Source organism: Frateuria terrea, assembly GCF_900115705.1.
Lineage (GTDB): Bacteria > Pseudomonadota > Gammaproteobacteria > Xanthomonadales > Rhodanobacteraceae > Frateuria_A > Frateuria_A terrea.
In genome coordinates this window covers 716,953-743,099 of record NZ_FOXL01000002.1, presented here as the reverse complement: position 1 = coordinate 743,099, position 26,147 = coordinate 716,953, and the positions used below count along the sequence as shown (strand labels likewise).

The 26,147-nt window shown below is 69.6% G+C and carries 26 protein-coding genes, 1 pseudogene and 1 riboswitch; of the genes and pseudogenes, 16 read left to right on the top strand and 11 right to left on the bottom strand.

The genetic code is table 11. From position 1 onward, the window contains the following. Positions 1–254: 254 nt before the first annotated feature. Together BMZ38_RS03530 and BMZ38_RS03525 are read left to right on the top strand one after the other, a co-directional pair. Entirely contained in the window at positions 255–1,076 is an 822-nt protein-coding gene (locus tag BMZ38_RS03530) for a hypothetical protein (protein ID WP_091334119.1), read from the top strand. Between the two features lie 72 nt (positions 1,077–1,148). Continuing rightward, positions 1,149–3,071, top strand: coding sequence for a hypothetical protein (locus BMZ38_RS03525; RefSeq protein ID WP_245747162.1), 1,923 nt, complete (start codon positions 1,149–1,151; stop codon positions 3,069–3,071). Between the two features lie 213 nt (positions 3,072–3,284). Here the strand turns inward: BMZ38_RS03525 and BMZ38_RS03520 are convergent, their stop codons facing one another. The 5 genes from BMZ38_RS03520 to BMZ38_RS03500 form a co-directional block, all read right to left on the bottom strand. Further along, entirely contained in the window at positions 3,285–3,617 is a 333-nt protein-coding gene (locus BMZ38_RS03520) for a TfoX/Sxy family protein (RefSeq protein WP_091334116.1), read from the bottom strand. 28 nt (positions 3,618–3,645) lie between these two features. Continuing rightward, positions 3,646–4,194, bottom strand: coding sequence for an AAA family ATPase (locus BMZ38_RS03515; RefSeq protein ID WP_091334113.1), 549 nt, complete (start codon positions 4,192–4,194; stop codon positions 3,646–3,648). A 33-nt stretch (positions 4,195–4,227) separates the two neighbouring features. Next, complete coding sequence (pyrF, locus tag BMZ38_RS03510; RefSeq protein ID WP_091334111.1) at positions 4,228–5,055, bottom strand: orotidine-5'-phosphate decarboxylase; 828 nt, start codon at positions 5,053–5,055, stop codon at positions 4,228–4,230. Positions 5,056–5,191: 136 nt separating this feature from the next. Further along, positions 5,192–6,850: an energy-dependent translational throttle protein EttA gene (gene ettA, locus BMZ38_RS03505; RefSeq protein WP_091334108.1), complete on the bottom strand. Its 1,659-nt coding sequence runs from the start codon at positions 6,848–6,850 to the stop codon at positions 5,192–5,194. 190 nt (positions 6,851–7,040) lie between these two features. After that, entirely contained in the window at positions 7,041–8,141 is a 1,101-nt protein-coding gene (locus BMZ38_RS03500; protein WP_425431843.1) for an aldo/keto reductase, read from the bottom strand. Between the two features lie 182 nt (positions 8,142–8,323). On the opposite strand from BMZ38_RS03500, the pseudogene BMZ38_RS03495 reads away from it, so the two are divergent. Beyond that, positions 8,324–8,728: pseudogene (locus tag BMZ38_RS03495) on the top strand (DUF817 family protein); the annotation flags it as partial. Here the strand turns inward: BMZ38_RS03495 and BMZ38_RS03490 are convergent. Together BMZ38_RS03490 and BMZ38_RS03485 are read right to left on the bottom strand one after the other, a co-directional pair. Further along, positions 8,719–9,327, bottom strand: coding sequence for a TetR/AcrR family transcriptional regulator (locus tag BMZ38_RS03490; RefSeq protein WP_175483663.1), 609 nt, complete (start codon positions 9,325–9,327; stop codon positions 8,719–8,721). The pseudogene BMZ38_RS03495 and the gene BMZ38_RS03490 sit on opposite strands and share 10 nt — an antisense overlap. Position 9,328: 1 nt before the next feature. Continuing rightward, positions 9,329–10,393, bottom strand: coding sequence for an alpha/beta hydrolase family protein (locus tag BMZ38_RS03485; protein ID WP_091334100.1), 1,065 nt, complete (start codon positions 10,391–10,393; stop codon positions 9,329–9,331). 135 nt (positions 10,394–10,528) lie between these two features. Between BMZ38_RS03485 and glyA the strand changes: the two genes are divergently transcribed. The 3 genes from glyA to ribD all read left to right on the top strand — a co-directional run bounded on the left by glyA (position 10,529) and on the right by ribD (position 13,625). After that, on the top strand, positions 10,529–11,797 hold the full coding sequence (gene glyA, locus BMZ38_RS03480) for a serine hydroxymethyltransferase (protein WP_091334097.1): 1,269 nt from the start codon (positions 10,529–10,531) through the stop codon (positions 11,795–11,797). A gap of 10 nt (positions 11,798–11,807) precedes the next feature. Next, positions 11,808–12,323 carry a transcriptional regulator NrdR gene (nrdR, locus tag BMZ38_RS03475; RefSeq protein ID WP_091334095.1) on the top strand — a complete coding sequence of 172 codons (516 nt, stop codon included), beginning with the start codon at positions 11,808–11,810 and terminating at the stop codon, positions 12,321–12,323. 162 nt (positions 12,324–12,485) lie between these two features. After that, a complete protein-coding gene (gene ribD / locus BMZ38_RS03470) occupies positions 12,486–13,625 on the top strand; it encodes a bifunctional diaminohydroxyphosphoribosylaminopyrimidine deaminase/5-amino-6-(5-phosphoribosylamino)uracil reductase RibD (RefSeq protein ID WP_091334386.1) in 1,140 nt (379 codons plus the stop codon). Between the two features lie 8 nt (positions 13,626–13,633). On the opposite strand, the gene BMZ38_RS03465 is transcribed toward ribD, so the two are convergent. From BMZ38_RS03465 to BMZ38_RS03455, 3 genes are read right to left on the bottom strand one after another with little or no spacing between them, the layout of a single operon-like run. Continuing rightward, positions 13,634–14,056: a cupin domain-containing protein gene (locus BMZ38_RS03465; RefSeq protein ID WP_091334093.1), complete on the bottom strand. Its 423-nt coding sequence runs from the start codon at positions 14,054–14,056 to the stop codon at positions 13,634–13,636. A gap of 42 nt (positions 14,057–14,098) precedes the next feature. Continuing rightward, positions 14,099–14,959, bottom strand: coding sequence for an N-acyl homoserine lactonase family protein (locus tag BMZ38_RS03460; RefSeq protein ID WP_217638711.1), 861 nt, complete (start codon positions 14,957–14,959; stop codon positions 14,099–14,101). Positions 14,960–14,969: 10 nt separating this feature from the next. Then, positions 14,970–15,980 (bottom strand): zinc-dependent alcohol dehydrogenase family protein, encoded by a 1,011-nt coding sequence (locus BMZ38_RS03455; protein ID WP_091334091.1) that lies wholly within the window; start codon positions 15,978–15,980, stop codon positions 14,970–14,972. 90 nt (positions 15,981–16,070) lie between these two features. Between BMZ38_RS03455 and BMZ38_RS03450 the strand changes: the two genes are divergently transcribed. The 6 genes from BMZ38_RS03450 (at position 16,071) to nusB (ending at position 21,257) form a co-directional block, all read left to right on the top strand. Beyond that, positions 16,071–16,982, top strand: coding sequence for a LysR family transcriptional regulator (locus BMZ38_RS03450; protein ID WP_091334090.1), 912 nt, complete (start codon positions 16,071–16,073; stop codon positions 16,980–16,982). Between the two features lie 44 nt (positions 16,983–17,026). After that, positions 17,027–17,212: riboswitch (FMN riboswitch) on the top strand. A gap of 139 nt (positions 17,213–17,351) precedes the next feature. After that, on the top strand, positions 17,352–17,993 hold the full coding sequence (locus BMZ38_RS03445) for a riboflavin synthase (protein WP_091334088.1): 642 nt from the start codon (positions 17,352–17,354) through the stop codon (positions 17,991–17,993). A gap of 96 nt (positions 17,994–18,089) precedes the next feature. After that, complete coding sequence (gene ribBA / locus BMZ38_RS03440) at positions 18,090–19,181, top strand: bifunctional 3,4-dihydroxy-2-butanone-4-phosphate synthase/GTP cyclohydrolase II (RefSeq protein ID WP_091334086.1); 1,092 nt, start codon at positions 18,090–18,092, stop codon at positions 19,179–19,181. A 72-nt stretch (positions 19,182–19,253) separates the two neighbouring features. After that, complete coding sequence (locus tag BMZ38_RS03435) at positions 19,254–20,168, top strand: LD-carboxypeptidase (RefSeq protein WP_091334084.1); 915 nt, start codon at positions 19,254–19,256, stop codon at positions 20,166–20,168. Positions 20,169–20,349: 181 nt separating this feature from the next. Continuing rightward, a complete protein-coding gene (gene ribH, locus BMZ38_RS03430) occupies positions 20,350–20,811 on the top strand; it encodes a 6,7-dimethyl-8-ribityllumazine synthase (protein ID WP_091334082.1) in 462 nt (153 codons plus the stop codon). Beyond that, on the top strand, positions 20,811–21,257 hold the full coding sequence (gene nusB / locus BMZ38_RS03425) for a transcription antitermination factor NusB (RefSeq protein WP_175483662.1): 447 nt from the start codon (positions 20,811–20,813) through the stop codon (positions 21,255–21,257). Before ribH ends, nusB begins: the two co-directional genes overlap by 1 nt. A 68-nt stretch (positions 21,258–21,325) precedes the next feature. On the opposite strand, the gene BMZ38_RS03420 is transcribed toward nusB, so the two are convergent. Beyond that, positions 21,326–21,823 (bottom strand): nuclear transport factor 2 family protein, encoded by a 498-nt coding sequence (locus BMZ38_RS03420; protein WP_091334079.1) that lies wholly within the window; start codon positions 21,821–21,823, stop codon positions 21,326–21,328. A 149-nt stretch (positions 21,824–21,972) separates the two neighbouring features. Here BMZ38_RS03420 and thiL point away from each other — a divergent pair, with 149 nt between their 5' ends. The 4 genes from thiL to BMZ38_RS03400 all read left to right on the top strand — a co-directional run bounded on the left by thiL (position 21,973) and on the right by BMZ38_RS03400 (position 26,133). Continuing rightward, positions 21,973–22,935, top strand: coding sequence for a thiamine-phosphate kinase (gene thiL, locus BMZ38_RS03415; protein ID WP_091334077.1), 963 nt, complete (start codon positions 21,973–21,975; stop codon positions 22,933–22,935). A gap of 15 nt (positions 22,936–22,950) precedes the next feature. Then, complete coding sequence (locus tag BMZ38_RS03410; protein ID WP_091334075.1) at positions 22,951–23,457, top strand: phosphatidylglycerophosphatase A family protein; 507 nt, start codon at positions 22,951–22,953, stop codon at positions 23,455–23,457. Positions 23,458–23,535: 78 nt separating this feature from the next. Further along, positions 23,536–24,504: a potassium channel beta subunit family protein gene (locus tag BMZ38_RS03405; protein ID WP_091334073.1), complete on the top strand. Its 969-nt coding sequence runs from the start codon at positions 23,536–23,538 to the stop codon at positions 24,502–24,504. Positions 24,505–24,861: 357 nt separating this feature from the next. Beyond that, the gene (locus BMZ38_RS03400; RefSeq protein ID WP_091334071.1) at positions 24,862–26,133 is read left to right on the top strand and encodes an efflux RND transporter periplasmic adaptor subunit; all 1,272 of its coding nucleotides are present in this window, start codon (positions 24,862–24,864) and stop codon (positions 26,131–26,133) included. Positions 26,134–26,147: the final 14 nt, after the last annotated feature.

Sequence of the window (26,147 nt, the reverse complement as noted above, 5' to 3'; positions counted from 1 at the left end):
GCGGCAATGCGGCCGGGAACCCCTCGAACACGTGACGGTCTTGCGAAGGCGGGCACGATGATCCCGCTTTCCCCGCGCACGGAGCTTTCCCCATCGTTTCCCCGCCGCAGGTCGAACCCCATCGCTGGCAAAGCGCGGCGCCGCCACGCCCCGGGCTGGCGCCGCTGGACGAGGACACCCGCGCGCTGCTGCGCGCATGGCGCGGGCGGCCTGCGCCGCGCGAACCCTGGCGCATCCGGCTCGCGTTCGGCGTGATGCTGGCATTGCACGGCCTGTTCGGCGCCGTCGTGTGGTGGGAGATGCGCCCGCAGCCCGCGCACGAGGTCGTCCGGGTGCGGCTGGGCGATGCATTGCAGGTGCGCCTCATACAGCAGCCACGGCAAGCCACGCCTGCGCCACCGCCGGCGGTGCCACCTCCCCCCGCGCCCGCGGCACCACGGCCTCCCGCACGTGAACGGCCGCGCCCGGACGCGATGACCGCCAGTATTCCCGCGCCAGCCAGCTCGATGCCGCCGGCACCGCCGCACCTGTACGACCGCACCGGCCAGCCGCTGTTGCCCGCGCACGTCGCCAGTGCCGCCGCGCCCACGCCCGGCTACGTCCAGCGCATGCCGCAAGGCGACAGCCGGGTGATGCGCCACGACAGTCCGATCAAGTACGACGCCACCCGCTTCGAACACGATTTCCCGCCGCCGGACGAAACCATCCTCGGCCAGGGCATTCGCCGCGCGCTCAGCGCCACCCATACGAACGAGAACAAATCGGTCGACCTCGGCCACGGCATCCACCTGAAGTGCAAGACGCTGTTCGGCATTCCCACGCCGATGTGCGGCATGCCGCCCGCGCGGCCCTCGAAGAAGGACGGCGACGAACGCCTGAACATGGCGCCGGCGCCGCTGGACACGTCATTGGCGCCGCCGAAGCGGAAGCTGTCCGAGTGCATCGCCCTCTACCGCGCCGGCAAGCCGCTGCCCCACGGCTGCCCGGTCGATACGCCCGACCGGGCGGTCGACGCCGAGTGCGGCGAGGCAAAGCAGGCCGGCAAGCCGCTGCCGCCGCATTGTCGCAAGCCCTAGGGCTCGCCACGTCGGTCGTCCGCACCCTGCACGCCCGCTCGGCAGAGCCAACCCGCAAGCTACACTTTCGCCATGCCCCTGCCACCCGCGCACAAGCCGAGCGACTCGCCCGCCAACGCGCACCCGGTGGTCATGCTGCGGTCGCCGCGCGACGCCGCCGCGCAGGCGATCGTCTACCGCCGCCGCCGGGCCGAACGGCCGCGCGACCGCGGCCTGCGCATCGCCGGCATGGTCGGTGCGCTGCTGGTGCACCTGCTGGTGTTGTTCGGCGCCATCCTCGGCCCGGCCTACGACCTGCAGGAGCCGCAACCGAAGTCCGCGCCCCTGCAGGTGCGCCTGATCGACAAGCCCGAGCCGCCACCTCCGCCACCCGTGCGCGGCACGCCGCCGAGGCAGCTCGGACCGCACCATCGCGGCAGTGCGCCCACCGTCGCCGCCCGGCCCGCCGAGCGCGCGCCGGCGAAGCAGCCACAACCGGCGGCGGCACCCGACATTCCGGTCATCACCGTCACTGCGCCGAAGGCAACCATTCGCATCGCGCAGGTTGCCGCACCGTCGCCACCGCTTGCGCTGCCGAATCCGAAGCCGGCTCCGGACATTGCGCCGGTGCCGCTGGCCGGCACGCCGCCGCAGATCAACCTGGACACGCCGCCCGCCGTCCGGCCGGTGCCGCCAAAGTTCCAGCCCGAACCGGTGCGCAAGGCGCAAATGGAGGGCAACCGGCCGATGCCCCCGCCGCCTTCGCTGGCGATGCCTGCCGTGCCGGCACAGGCGCCGCCGCCGATCGCCGCGCCGAGCATTGCGCTCGACCGCGTCGCGCCGCCGGCAAACCAGCCGCCCAGCACGGTGTCGCTGGTGCGCCCGCAGCCGGCGATGACGCCCGCCGCGCCACAGGTCGAGCCCATCCCGCTGCCGGCGCAGGCCGCGCCGGCGATCAACCTCGCGCCGCAGGTCAGCGCGACCGCGCCGGTCGTGCCACGCGAACGGCCGCAGGTGCAGGCCCCCAGCATCCAGCTCGCCGAGCCGCAGCTCGCCGCCGTGCCGCTGGACACGACCAAGGCACCCGTCACGGAGCAACCGGCGGCACCGGCCATCGACGTGTCCAAGGCCGCCTCGCCCGCGGCGTCGATTATCCTCACGCAGCCGCAGGTGACGGCGGTTGTGCCGTCGACCGAACCCGCCAAGGCGCCGGCCGCGCAGGAGGCCGCTTCCGCTACCGGGAACAGCGCCCCACCCGGCAACGCCAGCACACCGCAGAGCACGCCCAGCAGCGCGCCCGACGCCACGCCGCAAGGCAGCGAGAGCGGCAATCCGGGCGCCCGCGAGGGTGCCACCGAAAGCGCCAGCCGCACCGGCGCGCCAGCGCCGCGCGCCGGGCAGGGCAAGGGGCAGGGCCAAGGCAAACAGGGCAAGGCGCAACCGGGTGCCGCCGAGGGTGCCGAGCACGGCCAGCTGGGCAGCTATATCCAGCTCAAGCCGCATGGCGACACCGCCATCATGGAGCACCGCGCGCCCGACATCGGCTACCGTCCCACGCGCTTCGAGGACGCCTGGGCGCCCGAAGGCGAGAGCTCCATCGATACCGCCCTGCGCCACGCGGTCGAGAAGACCACCGTCAGGCACACCTTCCACCTGCCGCGCGGTGTACGGATCAACTGCAAGATCAGCCCGCTGTTCCCCATCGGGCTGTTCGGCTGCGGCGGCGATCCGCCCGCCAGGGCCGCCAAGGATCCGGGGCTCTACAAGCGCCTGGACCTGGCGCCGGTAAAGCCGCTCGATCCCTCCGCATCCGCCAGCGCGGCGAAGGCCCGGTCGGCGCCCGCACCCGCCGCACCGATCCACCTGGACAATGCCGCGCAATGCGCCGCCGCGCGCGTCAGCGGCGGCCCGCTGCCGCCTGGTTGTCCGAACGAAGGTCCGGCGTCGCCGCGACCGATGCAGGCACCGGCCGCGGCCGCCAGTTCCTGGGTGCCGGCGAGCGACCAGTTCCACTGAGGCGCCGGCGGGCGCGCCGCGGCAGATCCAGCTCGGGGAACGGGTATGCCTCAGGGTGTGCGCCCATCGGTTCCTTCGTCCGACGCCTCCGGTGCGGGATGGCCTCGCGGCGATGTGCAGGCGATAGGCGCGATCGGGCGAGGCAGGATGCTCGTCTGGAGCAGGTCGTCCGGGGCGGGGCCGAATGATCCCCTGGTTGCCCCGGCACGCGATTCATTTTCGCGCTTTCGTCTTCTTCGCCTTGGGCTCCGGCATCGCCTTCGCCGTCGCGACCAGCAGAGCCTGCAGTCGTTCCGAATCGTCGAGCAGCTCGTCGGCCACGGGGTAGGGCTTCGCGCCGGGATACGGCGGGCGCCGGGGAAGGTCAGCCGTCAGCACCGCGGTAGCGTCCGCCGCCTTGACGAACAGGCTGTTGTCGCAGGCAAAGGCGACGATCTTGCCGTCGATGTAGATCCCGTACTCGCCGAACATGCGCTTGAAGGTGAGTCGGTCATCCAGGCCCGATTGCTCGGTGACGTACTCGACGAAGGAACGATCTGTCGCCATGGGTTTGGCCTCTGCGTACGATCAACGGTCAGGCGCCAGCGGCAACCCTGTCCAGAACGAATGCCGCCCGCTCGTGCACTGGCATCTTCGGAAGAACGCAAGTCCTGTATCCGGCCTGCACATACGCCGCCACGGTAGCCTCGAACGACCTCGCTGCCCGTTCGAAACTTGCACGACGCTCCGCGGTGCAGACATACACCTGCGGCCAGGGCTCGGCAACGAACACGGTGGCGGCGTAGCGATACTGAGACGCAGCTGCCACGTGGCGCGGCTTCGGCGTCACGCCTGACAAACGCAACCAGGCCAGGCATTCCGGGATGCCGCGATCGAAGAACACCGGCGCCTCCACCGCGTGGGCATCCCGATGATTCCGGACGTTCCGCGCCAGCACCTCCTCCGTGAAAGCCACGCGGTCAATCCAAGGAAGGAGTTTGCCATCGCATGCTTGCTGCTCCCGCAGGATGGCGAGGGCTGCTTCCGGCACGGTCGAATGCCCAAGGTCGCCCAGGGCCATCAGGAGGGTCGATTTCCCGGCTCCCGAAGCGCCGGTAATCACGTGGAAGTGCCGGCTACTCATGCGCGATCCTCGCCCATGGGAGCGCTGGCAGCCTCAACGGCAGCGATTGACCTGGCTGCGCAACGTTTCCGTGGCCTGGCGGGCGTCTGCGGCAAAGCCCTCGCCGTGGCCGGCGTAGAGGATCGCGCGGGACGAGCTGATCATCAGGCCAGTGCCGTCGGCCGTGCGGCCGTTGCGGACCACGGCCTCGACGTCGCCGCCCTGGGCGCCGATGCCGGGGACGAGCAGGGGCATGTCGCCGACCAGGGCGCGGACCTGGGCCAGTTGTTCGGGCCAGGTGGCGCCGGTGACCAGGGCGCAGTTGCCGTTGGCGTTCCAGTCGCGGGCGATGGTGCGGGCAAGGTGCTGGTAGAGCGGAAGGCGCTCGCTGCCGGTGCCTTCGACGATCAGGTCCTGCAGGTCGGCGGCGCCGGGGTTGGAGGTGTGGCAGAGCAGGATCACGCCTTTGTCGGCGCGGTCCAGGAACGGCTGGATGGAGTCACGGCCGAGGTAGGGGTTCAGGGTGACGGCGTCGGCCTGGTAGCGCTCGAAGGCTTCCGTCGCGTAGTGCTGCGCGGTCGAGCCGATGTCGCCGCGCTTGGCGTCGAGGATGACCGGGATGCCCGGGTGCGCGTCATGGATGTGGGCGATCAGGCGCTCGAGCGCGCCTTCGGCGCGCAGCGCGGCGAAGTGGGCGATCTGGGGCTTGTAGGCGCAGATGAGGTCGGCGGTGGCGTCGACGATGGCGCGGCAGAAGGTGTAGACCGCGTCGGGGGTGTCGCGCAGGTGGGCGGGGAATTTGGCCGGCTCGGGGTCGAGGCCGACGCAGACGAGGGAGTTGTTGCGCTGCCATGCCTGGTGCAGGGACTGCATGAAGTGCATGGAGGGCTCCTCGTGGTCGTGTAGTTGTCTTTCGCTCGATGGTGCGGCCGGGCCAGGGCGGCCCTCACCCCAACCCTCTCCCCCGGCACTGATCAACGACAGGGGAGAGGGAGCAGGTGGCTTCCCGCTGAAGGGCTTACGCCAGCTTCTTGTACTTCACGCGCTTGGGGCCGGCGTCGTCGCCGAGGCGACGCTTCTTGTCCGCTTCGTACTCGTTGTAGTTGCCGGGGAAGAACTCCACGTGCGAGTCGCCCTCGAAGGCGATAATGTGGGTGGCGATGCGGTCGAGAAACCAGCGGTCATGCGAGATGACCACCGCGCAGCCGGGGAACTCCAGCAACGCGTCTTCCAGCGCGCGCAGGGTTTCGACGTCCAGGTCGTTGGACGGCTCGTCGAGCAGCAGCACGTTGCCGCCCTGCAGCAGGGTCTTGGCCATGTGCAGACGGCCGCGTTCGCCGCCGGACAGGTTGCCGACGATCTTCTGCTGGTCGGTGCCCTTGAAGTTGAAGCGGCCGATGTAGGCGCGCGACTGGATCTCGAAGTTGCCGATGGTGAGGATGTCCGAGCCGCCGGACACTTCCTGCCAGACGTTGTTCTTGGCATCGAGCGCGTCGCGCGACTGGTCGACGTAGGCCAGCTTGACCGTGTGGCCGAGCTTGACCTCGCCCGAATCGGGCTGCTCCTTGCCCATGATCATCTTCATCAGCGTGGACTTGCCCGCGCCGTTGGGACCCATCACGCCGACGATGGCGCCGGCCGGGATCTTGAACGAGAGATCGTCGATCAGCAGGCGGTCGCCGAAGGACTTGCTGACGTTCTTGAACTCGATGACTTCGTTGCCCAGGCGCTCGCCGGGCGGGATGAAGATCTCGTTGGTCTCGTTGCGGCGCTGGTACTCGACCGAGTTGAGCTCCTCGAAGCGGTTCAGGCGCGCCTTGCCCTTGGACTGGCGGCCCTTGGCGGCGGAGCGGATCCACTCCAGCTCCTTCTCGATCGCCCGCTGGCGCGACTTCTCCTGCTGGGCTTCCTGCTTGAGGCGGGCGTCCTTCTGCTCCAGCCAGTCGGTGTAGTTGCCCTTCCACGGGATGCCGCGGCCGCGGTCGAGCTCGAGGATCCACTCGGCGGCGTTGTCCAGGAAGTAGCGGTCATGGGTGACCGCCACGACGGTGCCAGGGTAGTCCTGGAGGAAATGCTCCAGCCACTCGACCGACTCGGCGTCCAGATGGTTGGTCGGCTCGTCCAGCAGCAGCATGTCGGGCTTGGACAGGAGCAGGCGGCACAGCGCCACGCGGCGCTTTTCGCCACCGGACAGCGGGCCGACCTTGGCGTCCCACGGCGGCAGGCGCAGCGCGTCGGCGGCCACTTCGAGCTGGCGCTCCAGGGCGTGGGCGTCGTTGGCGGCGAGCAGGTTCTCCAACTGCTCCTGCTCCTTGGCGAGCGCGTCGAAATCGGCGCCGTCCTCGGCGTAGGCGGCGTAGACCTCCTCCAGGCGCTTCTGCGCATCGAGGATCTCGTGCACGCCTTCCTCGACCACTTCGCGGACGGTCTTCTCCGGATCCAGCTGCGGCTCCTGCGCCAGGTAGCCGACCTTGATGCCCGGCTGCGGACGGGCCTCACCCTGGAAGTCGGTGTCCACGCCGGCCATGATCCTGAGCACCGTGGACTTGCCCGCGCCGTTCAGGCCCAGCAGTCCGATCTTGGCGCCGGGGAAGAAGCTGAGCGAGATGTCCTTGATGATCTGGCGCTTCGGGGGGACGATCTTGCTCACCCCGTTCATGGTGTAGATGTACTGCATGGAGCCTCCGGAAGACGTACGCCGTGGCCGCCTGCGGCGGCGGGCGGGAAGAGGGCGTCGATAAACGTTCAGTATAGCGGCTCGGCCGGTCCGGCCGAAGCTGCGGTCATGGCGGGGCGCCGGCGCCGCGCGGCGCGGCCAGGCCGCAGACATGGCGTCATCGACCAGGCGTTCAAGGCGTGCTGGCCCGCTAGCGCTTCTCGCTGTCGAGCATCGCCATCTGCGCGGCGGCATAGCGGTCGCCGGCAGCGGCGCCGGGTGGGATCGCGGATTCGATCGCGGCGAGGTCGCCGTTTTGCAATCGCACCCCAAGCGCGCCGAGCGCCTCCTCCAGCCGTGGACGGGTGCGCGCGCCGACCAGCGGCACGATGTCCTGGCCGCGCGCCAGTACCCAGGCGATCGCCAGTTGCGCCACGCTCGCGCCGCTCGCCTGGGCGAGCGCGCGCAGGCGGTCGACCAGGGCCAGGTTGTGCTCGAGGTTGGCGCCCTGGAAGCGCGGGCTGTGCTGACGGAAATCGCGCGCTGCCGGCTGGCGGTCCTTCGACCAGTGCCCGCTGATCAGTCCGCGGGAAAGCACCCCGTAGGCGGTGAGGCCGATGCCGAGCTCGCGGCAGGCCGGCAGGATCGCATCCTCGATGCCGCGCGAGATCAGCGAGTATTCGATCTGCAGGTCGACCACCGGCGTAACCGCATGCGCGCGGCGGATGGTTTCCACGCCGACTTCCGACAGCCCGAAATGGCGCACGTAACCGGCATCGATCAACTGGCTGATGGCGCCGGCGGTGTCCTCGATCGGCACGGCTGGGTCGAGCCGGGCGGGACGGTAGATGTCCACGTAGTCGGTGCGCAGGCGGCGCAGCGTGTAGGCCAGCGCGCTCTTGACCGCTTGCGGGCGGGCGTCGTAGCCCAGCCAGGCGCCGTCGGGGCCGCGCTGGGCGCCGAACTTCACGCTCAGCAGATAGCTGTCGCGCGGCCGGCCGGCGAGCGCCTCGGCCAGCAACATTTCGTTGTGGCCCATGCCGTAGAAGTCGCCGGTGTCGAGCAGGGTGATTCCCGCCTCCAGGGCGGCGTGGACGGTAGCGATGCTCTCGCGCCGGTCGGCCTCACCGTAGAGGTCGGACATGCCCATGCAGCCCAGGCCCAGGGCGGAAACCTGCGGGCCGTGACGGCCCAGCGTGCGTGCTTCCATCGGATCGCTCCAGAGCGGTGAGAAGCGGCTGGTATAGCAGCTCACGCGTCGTAGCCGAAGCCAGCCATCGATCTGCACCCCGGACTGCCCGGTCGGCGTCATGCCCACGCCGGCGGTCTGCCATCGGTTCGCGCAAGACTGGCGAGTCGTCTTTCGGAGAGCACCGACGGCCCTGGCCGATCGTTCCATGAGCCGCGCCGCTACCGGGCGTCGCCTGTGGTGGTGGCAGCCGGAGCGGCGCTGGGCCGTATTCGCGGTGGAGTTCGCCTGCTTCGGGAGCATGGCGGCTCTTCGATTTCCACTTCAGCGGGCATCCGCGCCTCGGCCCGGCGGCCATGCTGGCGCTGGGGATCTACCTCGACTTCTTTGCGCACCACTACCTGGATGTGCGGGTGCTGTTGTTCGCGGTGCTGGTGTGGCTGTTCCGGCGCACCTGGGCGCACTACCGTATCCGCCGCGTGCACCGGCGCATGCCGCTGCTGCTCGGTTTCGTGCTGGTCGCATTGTTCATCTGGCTGGCGGAGAACGTGGGCACCTTCAGCCGCGCCTGGCTCTACCCGGCGCAGCGCCACGGCTGGTCGATGGTGCCGCTGGACAAGCTCGGCTCGTGGCTGCTGTTGATGGTGATCAGCTACGTGATGGTATGGGCGTTGCACCGGCGCAAGGGAGGCGCCGGCAGTCAGGCCTGACCACCCCTGGGACGCGCGGCCTCGAACAGGGTGCCGGCGGTGCGGGTGTGCAGCGAGGCGGCATCGAAACCTTCTGGCAGCAGGCCGGCTATCTCCAGCATCACCGCACCGTGCAGCGCCGCCCAGATCTGGTGGCCGAGCAGCGGCGCGTCGGCTTCCACGACGCCCTCGGCCACCAGGACCTCGACGTGGGCGGCGACCGTGCGCCACATGCGCGCGTGGGCTTGGCGGTAGGCCGGGTCGTCGCGGCGCGGTTCGGGGTATTCGAACATCAGCCGGTACGTGGCCGTCTCGCGGCGGGCGAAGGCGATGTAGGCATCGCGCACGGCGCGGCTGCGCGTGCGGCCGTCGCCGGGCGTGTCCAGCGCGCGTTCCAGTGCCTCGGAGAACCGGTGCATGCCGCGCGTGCGCACCGCCGTGACGATCTGCTCCTTGCTGGCGAAGTAGCGGTAGGGCGTCATCGTGCCGCAGCCCAGTTCCGCGGCGATGCGGCGCATGCTGACGGCGGCCGGGCCTTCCTCGACGAACAGCCGCGCCGCCGCCTGGCAGATGCGTTCGCGGAAAGCCTCCGCATCCTGTTCGCTGAGCGCCTTGGGCATCTCAGTGCACCCGGAGCGTCTTGCCGAAGAAGGCCACGGCATCGGCGTTGATGCGCTGGTGCGCTTTCGTGCGGTCGACGCCCGGCGGGTCCTTGCAGATATCTCCAGCCTCCTTCGCCAGCGCAGCAGAGCAGGGCGCCAGGAAGACCCAGTGGTCGGCCTTCGGCACCTCGTGCACGTGCGCCAACGTGCGAACGAGCGGCTCGAGGTGCAGTGCGTTTTCCGACGGCAGCAGCACGTGGTCGTGCTGGCCGTACCAGAGCTCGACCGGCCGGTCGATCGCATGGGCGCCAGCCTTGTCGAAGACAAGCGACAGAGGCGCCATCACGAAGGCGGCCTTGACGCGCGGGTCCGCGGTGTCGCCCCAGCGGGGCAGATCGCGCTGGATATTGGCCAGGTAGGCGGCGGCAGCCTTGGGCGTGAGCTTCTTGGCCGGCCCGCACGTCTCCTCGTCATCCGGGTGACGGTGGCAGTAACCGATGAAAAGGTCGAATCGCGGCTTGGCGCCCACGACCAGCAGGCTGGCGTAGCCGCCGGCCGAGAAGCCGGCCACGCCGATGCGGGTCGGATCGATCAGGGTTTTCCAGCGTGCATCCGCAAGCAGCGTGTCGATGACGGTGCGCACCTCGACGGCGCGTCCCACCAGCACCCTGGAGGTGGCCGAACCGCTCTGGTCGTGGAAGTTGTCGCCGGGCTGCTCGAACGTGGCGACGACAAAACCGTGCCGGGCGAGGTAGGCGGCCAGGTCGTGGTGGCCCAGGTCCGAGCCGCCATGCCCGTGCGAGATGACCACCAGCGGCCAGGTACCGGTCGCGGCGGGTGCGCCGGGCGTGGCGGCGACGTCGTAAGGGCCGAACGCCGTCGTGCCGTGCGTCGGCCCGGACGAGGGGTAGAACACGAAACCCGGCGTGTGGCCCTGGTTGACCGGGTCCGGATAGGTGATCGGCCGGATCCCCACGCCCTCGACCGTGGCGGCGCACAGCGCCAGCGGGATCGACAACAAGGCGGTCGCGAGCAGGCGGTACAGGCGGCGTGCGAGGGCAGGCGTGCGGCGGGTCAAGGCCATCGGGGAGCTCCATGGGTGGCGTGCGGTGTACGGTACGATGTACGCAAACTCGCCGCAAGCTCCGCAGTGGCCGCCATTCCCCGCGAGGACTACACTTTTCGGCTGATCCCCCGCTCCCCACCACCGAGGCGACGCATGTTCCCGAAGGATTGCACGATCGAAGGTTTCGACCCTGAGCTGGCCAAGGCCATCGCCGACGAAGCCCGTCGCCAGGAGGACCACGTCGAGCTGATCGCTTCGGAAAACTACGCCAGCCCGCGCGTGATGGAAGCGCAGGGCTCGGTACTGACCAACAAGTACGCCGAGGGCTACCCGGGCAAGCGCTACTACGGCGGCTGCGAATACGTCGACGTGGCCGAGCGCCTGGCGATCGACCGCGTCAAGCAGCTGTTCGGCGCCAGCTACGCCAACGTGCAGCCGCACTCGGGCTCGCAGGCCAACCAGGCGGTATACCTGGCGCTGCTCTCGCCGGGCGACACCATCCTGGGCATGTCGCTCGCCCATGGCGGTCACCTCACCCACGGCGCCAAGGTGAACATTTCCGGCAAGCTGTTCAACGCCGTGCAGTACGGGGTGAACGACGCCGGCCTGATCGACTACGACGAAGTGCAGCGCCTGGCCGACGAGCACAAGCCGAAGATGCTGGTGGGCGGCTTCTCCGCCTATTCGCAGGTGGTGGACTGGAAGCGCATGCGCGCGATCGCCGATTCGGTCGGCGCCTACCTCTTCGTCGACATGGCGCACGTGGCCGGCCTGGTCGCCGCCGGCGTCTACCCGAGCCCGCTGCCGCACGCACACGTGGTCACCTCCACCACCCACAAGACCCTGCGCGGCCCGCGCGGCGGCATCATCGTGGCCAGCCGCGACGCGATGGGCGAGGCGGGCGAGGAGATCGAGAAGAAGCTGCAGTCGATCGTCTTCCCGGGCATCCAGGGCGGCCCGCTGATGCACGTGATCGCCGCCAAGGCGGTGGCGTTCAAGGAGGCGCTGGAGCCGGACTTCAAGGCCTATCAGCAGCAGGTGGTCAAGAACGCGCAGGCGATGGCGAAGACCATCATCGAGCGCGGCTACAAGATCGTCTCCGGCGGCACCCAGAACCACCTGATGCTGGTCGACATGATCGGCAAGGGCGTTACCGGCAAGGACGCCGAAGCGGCGCTGGGCAAGGCGCACATCACGGTCAACAAGAACGCCGTGCCGAACGACCCGCAGAAGCCCTTCGTCACCTCCGGCCTGCGCGTGGGCACCCCGGCGGTGACCACCCGCGGCTACAAGGAAGCCGACTGCGTCGAACTGGCCAACTGGCTGTGCGATGTGCTCGACGCGCCGGGCGACGAGGCGGTCATTAGCGCCGTGCGCGCCAAGGTCGAGGCGCAGTGCAAGAAGTTCCCGGTGTACGGCTGATCGGCGCCGGATGCATTGCCCCTTCTGCCAGCACGAAGACACCCGCGTGATCGATTCGCGGCTGACCGAGGACGGCGCCACCGTGCGCCGTCGGCGCGAATGTCCGCAATGCAGCGAGCGCTTCAACACGTTCGAAACGGCGGAGCTGAAGCTGCCGGCGATCGTCAAGAGCGGTGAGCGGCGCGAGGTGTTCGACGAGCGCAAGCTGCGCACCAGTTTCGAGCGCGCGCTGCAGAAGCGTCCGGTGGCGAGCCAGGACGTCGACACCGCCGTTCGCGAGATCGTCAACGATCTGCGTCGCAGCGGCGAGCGCGAGGTGCCCTCGCGCCAGGTCGGCGAATTGGTGATGCGCGAGCTGAAGAAGCTCGACCAGGTCGCCTACGTGCGGTTCGCCTCGGTCTATCGCAAGTTCGAGGACGTGCAGGCGTTCCGCGAGGAGATCGAGAAGCTCGAGCGCGACCTGCCGGGGCTCGATGGATTGCAGCTGCCGTTGCTGGGCACCGGCAAGCGCACGCCCACGAAGTAACGGTGCTTCGGCCAGGACCTTCGCAGCGAGCCAGGCTGCGATGGCTTTGCTTTTCGCCGCCGGAACCAAGAGCATCGCGAGGCAAGCCCGCCTGGAGATGCTGGAGGAAGCGCGTTGTCCCCTGAGACCCATCCCTCCTTTTCCTCGCTCGACCACATGCACATGGCGCACGCGCTGCGCCTGGCGGAGCGTGGCTTGTATACGGCACAGCCGAACCCGCGCGTCGGTTGCGTGATCGCGCACGGCGAGCAAGTGATCGGCATGGGTTTCCATGCGCGGGCGGGCGAGCCGCATGCGGAAGTGTTCGCACTGCGCGAGGCCGGTGAGGCGGCACGCGGCGCCACGGCCTACGTGACATTGGAACCTTGCGCGCATTTCGGCCGCACGCCGCCCTGTGCCGATGCGCTGGTCGTCGCCGGCGTGGCGCGGGTGGTCATCGCGGCGGAGGATCCATTCCCGCAGGTCGCCGGACGTGGGATCGGGAAGTTGCGCGCGGCCGGCATCGCCGTGGACAGCGGCCTGCTGCGCGAGCCAGCGCGCGAGCTCAATATCGGTTTCTTCAGCCGCTTGGAGCGCGGTCGTCCGTGGGTGCGGGTGAAGTTGGCGATGAGCCTGGACGGCCGCACCGCGCTGGCCAACGGCGAGTCCAGGTGGATCACCGGCGAAGCCGCGCGCGCCGACGTGCAGCGCTGGCGCGCGCGCAGTTCGGCGATCCTCACCGGCAGCGGCACAGTATTGGCCGACAACCCCCGCCTCACCGTGCGCTCCGACGTCCTCTTCGCGGGCTGTGCCGGGGAAGAGGGTCGGGAGGTGGAGGAGGCCGTTGCCCCTGTTTCCCATGCCTGCCCAGCCGACGAGGGCTTCCGCCCGCCGTTGCGCGTGGTGCTCGATCGCCACCTGCGCACGCCCGAAGGCAGCCACGTGCTCGACGGTTCGGCACCGACGCTGCTGCTGCACGCCGCCGGCGCCGACGACACGCGGAACCGCTTTGGAACGGTCGAGTGCGCCGTGGTTGCGGAGCACCAAGGCAGGCTGGATCTCGGCGCAGCAATGGCCGAATTGGCCCGGCGCGGGATCAACGAGGTCCACGTCGAAGCCGGCCCTACGCTCTGCGGTGCGTTGTTCGCCGCCGGTCTGGCCGACGAGTTGCTGCTCTACGTCGCCCCGCTCCTGCTGGGCGACCAGGCGCGCCCGCTGCTGCAATTGCCCACGCTGGCGGATATGGCCGGCCGCTGGCCGCTGCGCATGCTCGACAGGCGTGCGCTGGGCGAGGACTGGCGGCTTCGGCTGCGGCCGGTATGACGCTTTGATCAACCTGTGCCGCGGGGCGGCACAGGGTCGGGCGGCGGCTCCAGGAACACCGTAGTCGCGTTTTGCGCTTCGCATGTAATGTTCACCGTGCGTCCGACGGCGCGCGTTCGATGCACGGTGCCCGCCGGGATGACGATGCTCTGCCACTCGGTGAGGGCGACCCGGGCGCCATCCTCGAATTCGATCCGGAGTTCGCCCGCCACCACGACGAACAACTCGTCCGTGTCCGGGTGCTGGTGCCAGCGATACTGGCCCTCGAACACCGACAGGCGCATGCATTCGCCGTTGATGTTGAACAGCACCTGGTTCTTGTATGAGTCGGTAACGAGCGAATGCTCCGAGCGGATGTCGACCACGGTCATGGCCGGATAGCGGGCCATCTCGGCCGAATACTCCTCCGCGCTGGGGTAATCCGAACTCATATCCAATCCTCTGGAGGGAAGGTGGCGCCGCCGCCCTACGATTCAGTGCAGGTACGAGGGGAAGCGGGGTAACGCAGCAATATCGCGCGAGTCGTGCGGAATCACCACCCATGCGTGAGTGCGCGCCGCGATCGCCTCGAAGCGATCCATGGAGGCCAGCGTCTGCGCGCGGTCGGTGTTGACCCGTGGCACGCGCCGGAACCGGCGGTTCTCGCGGCTGTGGTAGAGATCGCCGGCCAGCAGCACCACGCCGGCGCGGGACAGGCGCAGCTCAAGCACCTGATGGCCGGGAGTGTGGCCGGGCATCGACAGGATGCGCACGCTACCGTCGCCGAAGACGTCCGTGTCGCCATCGATGATCCGCTTGGGTGCGACACGCCAGGCGCTGACCGGTGCCAAGGACTCGAACGGCGGCGGCGTGTGCCCGGTGGCCGCCGCCAGCTCCTTGCGCTGCATGATCCAGGTGGCCTTGCCGAACAGGTTGGCATTGCCGGTGTGATCCTCGTGCCAGTGCGAGAACGCCAGGTAATCGATGTCCGATGGCGCCAGGCCCAGTGTCCTGAGCTGGTCGACCAGCCTGACCGGGACGGTCGCGCGGATACCGGGGGCCACTGCGACGCCGCCCGGCCGGTCGGCAATGGCGTCGCCCAGGCCCGTATCCCACAGCAGCAGGCCCTTGGGATGGCGGATCAGGAAGCACGGTGCGGACATGCTGCCGGGCTTGCCGTCCAGCGCGCCGCTGTCGTCGAACATGCCCAGGTCCTGGAAATCCAGGCGGCCGCAGTCGAGCACGTATAGGCGGATGTCGGGAGAGGCACCGGCACCATGGGCCAGCGTGGCAAACGCGAGCCAAAGGACGGGCAGCAGGCCGCGCACGGCACGGCTCAGGGAAGGGAAGCGCATGGGATGTCCTTTACCGGTTGAAGTCGATGGCGAGCTTGCCGAAGTGGCGCCCGGCGGCGAGTTGCTCGAAGGCCTCGCGCAGTTGGCCGAAGCCGTAGACCTGGTCGATCACCGGTTCCAGTCCCGTAGCCTCGATGGCCGCCACCATCCGTTCGTGTGCTTCCAGCGGCGCGACCGAAATGCCCTGCACGCGCACCCGCTTCAGCACCACCTTGGACAAGGGCAGCGTGGCGTCCATCCCGCCGATCCAGCCGAGTACGCCGATGAACCCATGCATGCGGACGGCCTCCAGCGACTGCGCGAGGGTGGCCGCGCCGATGGTCTCGATGACCGCGTCCACACCCGCACCGCCGCTCGCTTCGCGCACCAGCGCGCCCCATTGCGGGTGACTCGCGTAGTTGATGCCGATGTCGGCACCCAGCGCCTTGGCGCGTTCCAGTTTCTCGTCGCTGGACGACAGCAGGATCGTGCGCGCGCCGCGCAGTTTCGCGAACTGCAGCGCGAACAGGGAAACCCCGCCGGTGCCCAGCAGCAACACCGTCTGGCCGGTGGTGACGTGGGCCAGCTCCAGCGCCTGCCAGGCGGTCAGCGCGGCGATTGGCAGGGTGGCGGCCTGGAGACTGGAAAGGTGCGAGGGCGCGCGCGCCAGCGAGTACTGGTCGAAGCAGGCCAGTTCGCGCATCACGCCCGGATGCGGCGCGCCGATCTCGGCGCCCTCCCATTCCGGCCGCATCGCGCCGGCGATCCAGCGCGACTTGTAGAAGGTGGTCACGCGGTCGCCCGGCTTGAAGCGCTGCACCGCCGCGCCGACCTCCATCACCGTGCCGGCGCCATCGGACACCGGCACGATCGGCAGCTGCACGCCACGATAGAGCTTGCCGTCGACCAGCATCCAGTCGCGGAAGTTGAGCGAGGCGGCTTCCATCCGCACCAGCACCTCGTTCGGGCCGGGGCGTGGAGCGGGCAGCTCGACCTGTTGCAGGTGATCGAGATCGAAGGCTGAAAGCTGGAAGGCGCGCATGGGCATTGCTCCGTGGTGGAAATGCGCACATCGTCCATCCACGCCAGGCCTGCGATAATCCGCACGAATGGCCAAACTTTTGTTCGCCTCATGAATCAATCCTTCGAGCTCACGCCCACCCGCCTGCGCGAGCTGCGTGCCTTCGCAGCCGCCGCGCGGCGGCTCAACTTCTCGCGGGCAGCGCTGGAGGTCGGCTGCACGCCCTCGGTGCTGAGCCGGCGCATTGCCACGCTGGAGGAGGCAGTGGGGGAGCGGCTGTTCCTGCGCACCACGCGGCGCATGGCCCTGACTTCCCGCGGCGAGCAGTTGCTGGCGCAATGGCAACGCATGGAAGCGGTGATGACGGAACTGGCCGCCGGCCTGCGTCCGCCCGACGGCGAACTGGCCGGCCACCTGTGCGTGCACCTGCCCTCCAACTACGGTCGCTATCGCGTGGCGCCGCTGCTGGCGGGCTTCCTGCGCGAGCACCCGAAGGTTCGCATCGAGGCGGTCTACGACGACGCCTATGTGGACATGGTGGCGGGCAAGGTCGATCTGGCGGTGCGCGTGGGGCGGCTGGCCGACGCGCAGCTGGTGGCGCGCCGGGTGGGCACGATGCGCTACTTTCCCTGCGCCTCGCCCGGCTACCTGGCCTCGGCACCGCCGCTGCGCGACCCGGCCGAGCTGAAGGCCCACCGCTGCATCGCCTTCAGCGGCTACCGCAGCGGCACCCTGTGGACCTTCACCAGGCAGCGCCAGCGACGGCCGGTACGCGTCGATCCGGTGTTGACCTGCAACGATGCGCAGGCGATCCGTGACGCGGTGCTGGCTGGCGTGGGCATCGGCCTGCAGGGCGACTACATGGCCTCGGGGCTGGTGGCTGAAGGTTCGCTGGTCGAGCTGCTGGCGGAGTGGCAGTTGCCCGCCCACCCGGTGCACCTGTTGTGGCTGCCAGGTGCGGACCGCACGCCGGCGCTGCGGCGGCTGATCGACCATCTCGCCGCTGCGCTGGCGCAGGCCTGAGCACCGCGGTGCTAGACTGGCGCGACCGGGTTTTCCCGGCAAAACGACGTCTTCAGGGCGGGGCGAAATTCCCCACCGGCGGTAGGTGTTCCGAAGGATCCCGGAACACGAGCCCGCGAGCGCCTTCGCCTCCGGCGAAGGGTCAGCAGATCCGGTCCGATGCCGGAGCCGACGGTCAGGCCAGTCCGGTTCGCCGGGATGGCCCACAGTCCGGATGAGAGAAGACGGCAGGTCGCATCCGCGGGGCCGAAAGGCTGCGTGGCTGCGTCGGCCTCATGCCTTGGGGCGTTTTTCGCTGACCCATTGCGGAGAACGTTTCATGTCCCATCCCGTTCGTTCCATTGCTGCCTCCGGCCAGGAGGTGCGCTGATGTTCACCGGCATCATCCAGTGCGTGGGCCGCGTCGCGCGGCTCGAGCCCCGAGGCGGCGACGTGCGCCTGCACGTGGACACCGCGAGCCTCGATCTTTCCGACGTGCAGCTGGGCGATTCGATCGCCGTGTCCGGCGTGTGCCTGACGGCCATCGCCCTCGGCGAACGCGGTTTTGCCGCGGACGTCTCCAACGAGACGCTGTCGCTGACCACGCTGGGCCAGCTCGAGGCCGGCGATCCGGTCAACCTGGAAAAGGCGCTGCGACTTGCCGACCGGCTGGGCGGCCACCTGGTCTCCGGCCACGTCGACGGCGTCGGCAAGGTGGTCTCGGTCACGCCCGACGCGCGCTCGCAGCGCTGGATCTTCGAGGTGCCCGCGAACCTGGCGCGCTACATCGCGGCCAAGGGTTCGATCTGCATCGACGGCACCAGCCTGACCGTCAACGAGGTGGCCGGCAGCCGCTTCGGCGTGAACCTCATCGCGCACACGGTGGAACACACGGCTTTCCAAGCCAGGCGCACGGGGGATGCGGTGAACATCGAGGTCGACGTGATCGCCCGCTACGTCGAGCGTCTGATCGGCAGCGGCGAAGCGCCGCGGCTGGACGAGGCGTTCCTCAAGCAGCACGGCTTCGCCTGATCCGGCGCCCCCTCTCCCGCCGGGAGAGGGGGTGAGGATGCGCCCGAGCGCGTGCCCCACCCGAACCTTCATCCGCAACACCCACCGGATTCCACCATGCCCTTCAACAGCATCCCCGAGATCCTCGAAGACCTTCGCGCCGGCCGCATGGTCGTCATGCTCGACGACGAGGACCGCGAAAACGAAGGCGACATCGTCATGGCCGCGCAGATGGTGCGGCCGGAGGACGTCAATTTCATGGTGCGCGAGGCGCGCGGCCTGCTTTGCCTGACGCTGACCGAGCAGCGCACCCGGCAGCTGGGCCTCAAGCCCATGGTCAGCGACAACACCTCGCCCTACCACACCAACTTCACCGTCTCGATCGAGGCGGCCGAGGGCGTGACCACCGGCATCTCCGCGCACGATCGCGCACGCACCATCCAGGTGGCGGTCAAGTCCGATGCGCGGCCGCAGGACCTCTCCCAGCCGGGCCACATCTTCCCGCTCACCGCCCAGCCCGGTGGCGTGCTCACCCGTGCCGGCCATACCGAGGCCGGCTGCGACCTCGCTGCGCTGGCGGGGCTGGAGCCGTCCGCCGTGCTGATCGAGATCCTGCACGAAGACGGTTCGATGGCGCGCCGCCCGGAGCTGGAGCTGTTCGCGCACAAGCACGGCCTGAAGATCGGCACCATCGCCGACCTGATCCGCTACCGCCTGGAAACCGAGAAGACCATCCAGCGCGTGCACGAGGAGGAGGTCGAGACCGAGTTCGGGCCGTTCCGCCTGGTGGCGTACCGCGATGCCATCCGCCACGGGCTGCATTACGCGCTGGTGCGCGGCACGGTCGACGACGGCACGCCGGTGCTGACGCGCGTGCACGTGCGCAACACGCTGTCGGACGTGTTGCACCTGACGCGCGAGGACCTGGGCCTGACCGTCACCGGCGCCTTGCGCCGGATCGCCGACGAGGGTCGCGGCGTGCTGCTGGTGCTCTCCGGCGAGGACACCGCCGATGCCTTGCTGGCGCGGCTCAAGCGCCAGCCGGTGGCGCTGGCGCCGGAGGATGCGCAGCAGCAGGAGTGGCGCCAGCTCGGCCTGGGCGCGCAGATCCTCACCGACCTGGGCGTGCACAAGCTGTGCGTGATGGGAACGCCGCGCAAGCTGGTCGGGCTGGCGGGGTTCGATCTCGAAGTGGTCGAGTACGTGTGACCTTGCGCCCTTCGAAAGGCCGCCGGACCCCCGATGCCTTAGGATGACCCGCACTCCATCGCCATCAAGCCCATGCCCCACGCCCGCATCCGCCTGATCGCCCCCTCCGGCTACGCCCACGACCCCGCCGCCATGGCGCGCGGCGTGGCGCGCTTGCGCGAGGTCGGCTGCACGGTCGAGGGCCTGGACGTGCTGGGGCGCGCGCACCTGCGCTTCGCCGGCACCGATGCCGAACGAGCGGCGGACATCAACGCACTCGCCACCCTCGATGAGCTGCCGGATATCGCCCTGGTTACCCGCGGCGGCTACGGCGCCGCGCGCCTGCTCGGCCAGCTCGATTACGCTGCCCTGCGCGAGCGCCTGGCCGGCTCCGGTCTCGCGCTGGTCGGCCACAGCGACTTCACCGCGCTGCAGCTGGCGCTGTACGCGAAGAGCGGCGTGCGCAGCTTCGCCGGCCCGTTGCTGGCGGACCTGGGCGCCGAGCCGTTCCCGGCGTTCACCTGGGAACACTTCTGGAACACGCTGGCCGCGGACAGCTCCGAAGCCACCTGGCCGCACCCCGGCGACGGCGAGGTGGACGTGCAGGGCATGCTGTGGGGCGGCAACCTGGCGGTGCTGTGCAGTTTGCTTGGGACGTCCTACTTCCCGGTGATCGAGGACGGCATCCTGTTCGTCGAGGACCTGGGCGAGCCGCCGTTCCGCATCGAGCGGCTGTTCTACCAATTGCAGCTGGCCGGCGTGCTTGCAAGGCAGCGTGCATTGGTCGTCGGCGATTTCCACGGCTGCCGGCCGGGCCCGCGGGACAACGGCTACGATCTGGACGAGACATTCGCGCAGCTGGCACGGATGGCCGGCATCCCGGTGATCCATGGCCTGCCGCACGGCCATGCGGCGCGCCAGCTCACCTTGCCGTTCGGCGGCCAGGCGCGGCTGCGCGTCAACGGCGGCACGGCGCGGCTGGAATGCACGGATTACCCGCACCGGTGACTTCCTGGGGCGGCCTCGGGCCACCACTGACAGCGGCAAGCATGTGGGCTGATGCCTACCCACAGCGGCCGTCCGCCAGTCCCATAAAACGCACGATCGCATCGCGCCAACTGTGGGATGTACGCAAAATGCGTAAAATACCCGGCCCCGCAAGGGCATCCCTTCGTCCCAAGGATCCGCTATGAAGACCATCGAAGGCGATTTCGCCACGCCCACGGGCCGCTTCGCCATCGTCGCCGGGCGCTTCAACGGCTTCGTCGTCGAGCCACTGGTGGCCGGCGCGCGCGATGCCCTGGTGCGCCATGGCGTAAAGGACGACGCGATCGACCTGGTCCGCGTGCCGGGTGCCTGGGAAATCGCGCTGGCCGCGCACAAGCTCGCCAATTCGGGCAGCTATGCGGCGGTGATCGCGCTGGGTGCGGTGATCCGCGGTTCCACCCCGCACTTCGACTACGTCGCCGGCGAGTGCGCCAAGGGCCTGGCCCAGGCCGCCTACGGCTCCGGCGTGCCGGTGGCGTTCGGCGTGCTGACCACCGACAACATCGAGCAGGCGATCGAGCGCGCCGGTACCAAGGCCGGCAACAAGGGCGCCGACGCGGCGCTGGCCGCGCTGGAAATGGCCAACCTGTACGGAAAGCTGTGATGGGCGCTCCGCACGGTATCGACCTGGCCGCCCGCTCGCGCGCCCGCCGCCGCGCGCTGCAGGCGCTGTATGCCTGGCAGCTTTCCGGCAGCCACATGAAGGCGGTGATCGACCAGTTCCGCCACGAGCAGGACATGGAAGTGGCCGACCTGGAGTATTTCGAGGACCTGCTGCAGGGCGTGGAGACGCATGTCGATGAGCTCGACACCGCGCTCAAGCCCTACGTCGACCGCGAGGTGGCGCAGATCGATCCGATCGAACGCGCCGCGCTGCGCCTGGCTGCCTACGAGCTGAAGTACCGCCTCGACGTGCCCTACCGTGTGGTCATCAACGAGGCGATCGAGGTGACCAAGCGCTTCGGCGCCGATCACGGCCACAGCTACGTCAACGGCGTGCTGGACAAGCTCGCCGGCGAACTGCGCGTCGCCGAGAAGGGTGCCCGCTGAGTGCACGGTGGGCGTCAGCCCACCATCCCGGCAGGACGGTGGTGGGCCGAAGCCCGCCCTGCGCCCGCCTACGGTTCGCAGTTGCGGCTGTTGTCGGCGATCGCCGCGATGCGCCAGCGGCCGTCCACGCGCACCAGGTTGAACACGTCGATGCCGCAGTGGTGCGGTTTGCCCTCGAGCAGGAAAGTGTAGGGCGCCCACACCACGGCCAGGTCCTGATCGACCATCACCTGCGGCTTGCCGATGCGTTCCTCGATGCGCTCCTTGCCCGGCTTCACGTGGTCGACGAAATCGCCGAGGGTCAGCTGTACCGCTTTGCCCTTGCGCATCAGCGTCGCCGTGCCCGCGGGCAGCACCTGCGCGCGCATGGCCGCCTGGTCGTGGCGCGACATCGCATCGAAGAAGGCGTGCACCGGCTCGAGCACGCCGGGCGAGGCGGGCGTGTCCGCGATCGCCGCGCCGCAGACGAGGGCGAGGCAGGCCAGCAGCGGCGTCAACCGCCGGCGGTTGCTGCGGAGCATGCGGGCGGCAAAGGCGCGACTGGCGCGGGGCAGGGTGGGGCGCATGGTGTCCTCTCCAGTGGATCGCCGGATTCTAGCGAGCGCCTGCGTCGCCTGCGGCATGCCCTTCGGCAGGGGCTCCGGCCGGCGCAAGGCTTGCATTCGGACGCGCCGGAATGCTCTGCTTGCGCGTTGCCCGGCCTCGATGGACCTGCATGGAATTCCGCCTGATCGACCGCATCCGCGAACGCACCGTGCTGGCCCGCGGCGATGTGCGGCTGGGCATCGGCGACGACGCAGCGTTGCTGGTGCCACCGGCGGGGCAGGAACTGGCGGTCGCGATCGACACGCTGGTCGAGGGCGTGCATTTCCCGCACGGTACGCCGCCGCGTGATATTGGCTGGAAGGGGCTGGCGGTCAACCTGTCCGACCTGGCGGCGATGGGCGCCACGCCCGCCTGGGCGCTGCTCGCGCTGACCCTGCCGCGGGCCAATGCTGCCTGCGTGGACGGGCTGGCCGACGGCTTCGCGCAGCTGGCGCAGGAGCACGCCGTGGCGCTGGTCGGCGGCGACACCACGCGCGGCCCGTTCTGCCTGAGCATCGTTGTGCATGGTTTCGTGCCGCCGGGCCAGGCGTTGACCCGTGCCGGCGCCCGCGCGGGCGACGCGGTGTTCGTCACCGGCACCCTCGGCGGCGCCGCCGGCGGCCTGCGGCTGGTGCAGGGCCGGCTGCCGTTCGATCCGGCCGATGAGGCGCACCGGGCGCTGCGTGCGCGGCTGGACCGGCCGACGCCGCGCGTACGCGCCGGCCTGGCGCTGCGCGGACATGCCAGCGCCTGCATCGACGTCTCCGATGGCCTGCTCGCCGACCTCGGCCACCTTTGCGCCGCCAGCGGCGTCGGTGCGCAGATCGACCCCAACGCACTGCCGGTGCCATCCGCGTTGCGCGGCGTGTTCGGCAGCGCGGCCGCGCGCGAGCTGGCTCTCTCCGGCGGCGACGACTACGAGCTGTGCTTCACCGTCCCGCCCGCCGACGTCGGCGCCATGCAGGCGGCACTGGCGGCGGTGGACGGCAAGGCCACACGCATCGGCACGATCGTCGAAGGGCAGGGCGTGCGCGCGCTGGGCAACGAACCGCTCGCCGCCGCGCGCGGCGGCTGGGATCATTTCGGCCTCTAGCCGCACGGACACGTCATGACCGACCGCAGGAAACTCACCCCCAGGCAACGCCGCCGCCTGCTGGCATCGCCCGCCGGCTGGATCGCCTGCGGCCTGGGCTCGGGCCTGGCGCCGCTGGCGCAGGGCACCTTCGGCTCGCTGGCGGCGATCCTGCCCTGGCTGGCGTTGCGCCATCTCGGTGTCCCGTTGTACGTGCTGGTGCTCGCGCTCGCGTTCGCGCTCGGTACCTGGGCCTGCGGCGTGGCCGGCCGCGCGCTGGGCGTGGACGACCACCGCAGCCTGGTCTGGGACGAGTTCGTCGGCCAGTGGCTGGCGCTGCTGCCGCTGCTCGTGCTTCCGGCGCCGTGGTGGATGGTCGTCGTCGGCTTCGCGCTGTTCCGCCTGTTCGACGTCTGGAAGCCCTGGCCGATCGGCTGGCTCGACGGCCATCTGAAGGGCGGCCTGGGCGTGATGGTGGACGACGTGGTGGCCGGGGTTTATGCGGCGGTCGTGCTGGCGGGGATCGCAGCACTCCTGCACTGAGCATCCGCCTGGACTTCGCTGCATCTTCAGGCGCAGGCCCGCATACTCGGCAGCCGCGTTCGCGCCCGGAGAATCGCCATGCTCTACCGCCGCCTCGGCCGCACCGGCCTGCAACTGTCCGCGCTGTCCTTCGGCGCGTGGGTCACCTTCGGTCGGCAGGTGGGGCGCTCGCAGGCGCGCGGGCTGCTGGCGCTGGCCTACGACCAGGGGGTGAACTTCTTCGACAACGCCGAGACCTACAACCACGGCGAAGCCGAACGGCTGATGGGCGACGTGCTCGCCGACCTGCGCTTCCCGCGCGACAGCTACTGCGTGTCGAGCAAGGTGTTCTTCGGCGCGGTGGAGCAGCCCAAGCCGACCCAGCGCGGGCTCTCGCGCAAGCACGTCATCGAGGCCTGCCACCAGGCGCTGGAGCGCCTGCGGGTCGACCACTTGGACCTGTACTTCTGCCACCGGCCCGATCCGGACACGCCGATCGAGGAGACGGTCGCCGCGATGGACACGCTGGTGCGCCAGGGCAAGGTGCTCTACTGGGGCACCAGCGAGTGGCCGGCCGAGGCGATCGCCGAGGCGCACCGCATCGCGCGCGAGAACCACTGCTACGCGCCGGTGGCCGAGCAGCCGCAATACAACCTGCTGCACCGTGAGCGCGTCGAACGCGAGTACGCACCGTTGTACGAGCGCTTCGGCATGGGCACCTCGGTCTGGTCGCCGTTGGCGTCGGGCCTGCTTGCCGGACGCTACAACGAAGGCATCCCGGACGGTTCGCGGCTGGCCCAGCCCGGCTACGAGTGGCTGCGCGAGACGGTGCTGGGTGCGGGGCGCGAGCGGGTGGAGCGGGTGCGGCACCTGGCGCCGATCGCACGGGAACTGGGCGTGAGCCAGGCGCAGCTGGCGCTTGCCTGGTGCCTGGCCAATCCGCACGTGTCCACCGTGCTGCTGGGCGCGAGCCGACGCGAGCAGCTGGAGCAGAACCTGGCGGCGCTGGAGCTGTTGCCGCGGATCGACGCGGCGCTGAAGCAGCGGATCGAGCAGGCAGTCGGTTGATCCTTAGCCTCTGCTCTCCCTCCCCTCCGGCAAGAGGGTTGGGGTGAGGGGGCGGGGCTCGCCCGAAGCCCCCGCAGCTGTCTGAAGAGGCCCGGTTCGCCCGGTCTGGTCCGCTAACCCTGCCCTCACCCCAGCCCTTTCCCAAAGGGGTGGGGAGTACAGGCGAAAGGCACTCGTTCTTCTGTAAAGCGACCTGTCCGGCCGCTTGTCCGCCTGTCCGTCCCGGTGTCCGCGGACAGCGGACGGCTCCGCTGAACCCGCGCGGGAAGCCAGCAACCACAAGGCCTGCGCGGCCCCCGACCGAGTTGGCACGGCGATTGCTCAACCAGCCACAGTCACTTAGGTCAGGACCGCCCGATGATCCGCGACACCTCCGCTCAAGACCGCATGGTCGAGGTCAAACCCAACCGCAAGCGCCAGATGCTGTTCGGCGGCATCGGCCTGGCCGTGCTGGTCGCGCTGGCGCTGGCGCTGCCCACGGCGATGCGGCTGTTCTCCGCCGACGCCTCGGTGAGCGCCTCGCGGCTGTCCTTCGGCACCGTCGAGCGCGGCCTGTTCGTGCGCGACATCGCCGCCGAGGGCAAGGTGGTGGCGGCGGTCAGCCCGACGCTCTACGCCACCTCCGGCGGTGCGGTGACACTGAAGGTGCATGCCGGCGACACGGTGAAGAAAGGCCAGGTGCTGGCGGTCATCGACAGCCCCGAGCTGACCAACAAGCTGCTGCAGGAAGAGTCCAACGCCGACGCGATGGAAGTGGACTACCAGCGCGCGCAGATCGAGGCGCGCAAGCAGCGCTCCGCCCTGCAGAAGGCCTTCGACAACGCGCAGATCGACCAGCAGGCGGCCGAGCGCGACCTGGCCCGCAACGAGAAGGCGTTCAAGCTCGGCGCCGTCTCCGGCATGGACGTCGACCGCGCCAAGGACACGCTGCAGAAGGCCAAGCTGACCACGCTGCACGCCAGGGCCGACCTCGGGATGGACAACGACAGCCTGAACTTCGACATCAAGTCCAAGAAGCTCGCACACGAGCGCCAGGAACTGCTGGTCAAGGACCTGCAGCGCCAGGTCGACGACCTCAACGTGAAGTCGCCGGTCGACGGCCAGGTCGGCCAGCTGTTCATCGCCGAGCGCGCCACCGTGGCCAAGGACGCCAAGCTGGTCAGCGTGATCGACCTGTCCGCGCTGGAGGTGGAAATGCAGGTGCCGGAAAGCTTTGCGCGTGACCTGGGCATCGGCATGTCCGGCGAGATCACCGGCAACGGTCACACCTGGAAGGGCCTGGTCAGCGCGATCTCGCCCGAAGTGGTCAATGGCGAGGTGGCCGCGCGGCTGCGCTTCGAAGGTTCCACGCCCAAGCAACTGCGCCAGAACCAGCGCCTGTCCGTGCGCATCCTGCTCGACAAGCGCGACAACGTGCTTACCGTGCAGCGCGGCTCCTTCGTCGACGAGTCCGGCGGCAACTACGCCTACGTCGTGCACGACGGCATCGCCGAGAAGAAGCCCATCCGCATCGGCGCCTCGAGCATCGACAAGGTCGAGATCCTCGATGGCTTGAAGGAAGGCGACAAGATCGTGATTTCCGGCACCGACAACTTCAAGGATGCCGCCAAGGTCGCGATCAGCGATTGATCCGAAGCGGGGAA